Source organism: Alcanivorax sp. HI0044 (assembly GCF_001634945.1).
Window position 1 is genome coordinate 1 of record NZ_LWEZ01001181.1, and the last position, 2,870, is coordinate 2,870.

Annotated in this window: 1 protein-coding gene; it reads left to right on the top strand. The window is 60.8% G+C overall.

Features of this window, described 5'->3' with window-relative positions; all coding sequences use genetic code 11:
- A partial coding sequence (acnA, locus tag A3730_RS15640) for an aconitate hydratase AcnA (RefSeq protein WP_063538409.1) occupies positions 1-2,418 on the top strand: 2,418 nt, incomplete at its 5' end.
- Positions 2,419-2,870 lie beyond the last annotated feature (452 nt).

Below are 2,870 nucleotides of genomic sequence, written 5' to 3' on the forward strand. Positions count from 1 at the left end.
AAGAAGGCCGGCGGCGATCCGGGCCGCATTAATCCGCTGACACCGGTGGATCTGGTCATCGACCACTCGGTGATGGTGGACAAGTTCGGCAACCCGCAAGCCTTCGAAGAGAACGTGGAAATCGAGTACCAGCGCAACCGGGAGCGTTATCAGTTCCTGCGCTGGGGCCAGAAAGCCTTCGACAACTTCCGCGTGGTGCCGCCGGGCACCGGCATCTGCCACCAGGTGAACCTGGAATACCTGGCCAAGGGTGTGTGGTCGTCCGAATCCGAGGACGGCAACACCTATGCCTACCCGGACACCCTGGTGGGCACCGATTCCCACACCACCATGATCAACGGCCTGGGCGTACTGGGCTGGGGCGTGGGCGGGATCGAAGCGGAAGCCGCCATGCTTGGCCAGCCCATCGCCATGCTGATTCCCGAAGTGATCGGCTTCAAGATCACCGGCAAGCTGCGTGAAGGCATCACCGCCACTGACCTGGTGCTGACCGTCACCGAAATGCTGCGCCGCCGGGGCGTGGTGGGCAAGTTCGTGGAATTTTTCGGTGACGGCCTGGCTGACCTGACCTTGGCCGACCGCGCCACCATCGCCAACATGGCGCCGGAGTATGGCGCCACCTGCGGCTTCTTCCCCATCGATGAACGCACCACCGAGTACATGAAACTGTCCGGCCGCGACGACGACACCATTGCGCTGGTGGAAGCGTACTGCAAGGCGCAGGGCCTGTGGCGCTCCAGCAGCGACCCGGACCCGGAATTCACCGACGTGCTGGAGCTGGACCTGAACGATGTGGTGCCCAGCCTGGCTGGCCCCAAACGCCCGCAGGACCGGGTGCCGCTCACCGCGGTGAAACGCACCTTTATCGACGTGGTCACCGACACGCTGAAACTCAATGACGAGGAAATCAGCAAGCTGGAAGGCGAAGGTGGTCAGACCGCCGTGGGCAACCACGAACCCAGCGGTGGCGATGTGCCGGTGGTCATCGACGGCAAGAAACATCACATGAGCCACGGCGACGTGGTGATTGCCGCCATTACCTCCTGCACCAACACTTCCAACCCCAGCGTTATGCTGGCCGCCGGCCTGGTGGCCAAAAAAGCCGCCGAAAAAGGCATGAATCGCAAGCCTTGGGTGAAGACCTCGCTGGCCCCCGGCTCCAAGGTGGTCACCGATTACCTTGATGTGACCGGCCTGCAAAAACCGCTAAACGATATCGGCTTCGATTTGGTGGGCTATGGCTGCACCACCTGCATCGGCAACTCCGGGCCGCTGCCACCGGAAATCGACAAGGCCATTTCCGACGGCGACCTGGTGGTGGCCTCGGTGCTGTCCGGTAACCGTAATTTCGAAGGCCGGGTACACCAGAGCGTGCGCACCAACTGGCTGGCCTCACCGCCGCTGGTGGTGGCCTATGCCCTGGCCGGCACCGTGAAGATCGACCTGGATTCCGACCCCATCGGCAAGGACAAGGACGGCAACGCGGTCTACCTGAAAGACATCTGGCCCAGCTCCGATGAAATTCAGGCCGAGCTGGTGAAAATCAACGACGACATGTTCCGCAGCCAATACGCCAGCGTGTTCGAAGGGGATGAAATCTGGCAGAGCCTGCCCATTCCGGATTCACAAACCTACGACTGGGACAGCAGCTCCACCTACATCCAGAACCCGCCCTTCTTCGACGGCCTCACCGCCGAGATGGACGATGTACAACCGGTGAAAAACGCGCGCATCCTGGCAATGTTAGGTGACTCCATCACCACCGACCACATTTCCCCGGCCGGGGCCATCAAGGCGGATTCCCCCGCCGGCCATTACCTGCAGGGGCACGATGTGGAGCCCATCGACTTCAACTCCTACGGCTCACGCCGGGGGAACCACGAAGTGATGATGCGCGGCACCTTCGCCAACATCCGTATCCGTAACGAAATGACCCCGGACATCGAAGGCGGCTTCACCAGGCACCTGCCTGAAGGCGAGGAAATTTCCATCTACGGCGCGGCCATGCGTTATCAGAAAGACGGCATTCCCACCGTAGTTGTCGCCGGCAAGGAATACGGCACCGGCTCCAGCCGCGACTGGGCCGCCAAGGGCACCAACCTGCTGGGCGCCAAGGCAGTGATCGCCGAGAGCTACGAACGGATTCACCGTTCCAACCTGATCGGCATGGGCGTGCTGCCGCTGCAATTCCCGGAAGGCACCGACCGCAAGACGCTGAACCTGGACGGTAGTGAAGAGGTGGACATCCCGGATCTGGACAACAATCTGAAACCGGGCGACACCGTCACCGTGGTGTTCCGCCGCGATGGCAAGGAACAAAAAGTCGATGCCATTTCCCGCCTGGATACTGCAGCGGAAGTGGAGTACTACAAAAACGGCGGCATCCTCCATTATGTGCTGCGGCAGATGATGCAGTAGACGAGAGACGCTGCACGCTTCATGCAACACGCAGCCCGCTAACAGGCAATAACGCGGGCAAACCGTGTTGCCTGCCCTAACCCAAGAGGCCGCGCCCGGAAACGGACGCGGCCTTCTGTATTTTTGTCACCCATCGTAGGTCGCATTAGCCTAAGGCGTAATCCGACATCTGGCGTGCCCCTCCCCCCCAGTTGTCGACATACGCAACGTAACAGACCTCAATAGAGCGGGAACTTTCCCAACTTCCTCTATCTATTTTTCGTAGCTCGTAGCTCGTAGCACCCCTCGCCCGGTTTTTGCTATGCTGGTTATCTTCCACACCGGGTTTCGGGGAACTCCGTGCGTATCGTTTTCACTCTTAGTCTCTGCGTACTGGGCAGCCTGGCCAACCCTGCCATGGCCCAATCGCAAACCAGTGACGCGGATCTGCTCAGCGCAGAACAACGCGATGC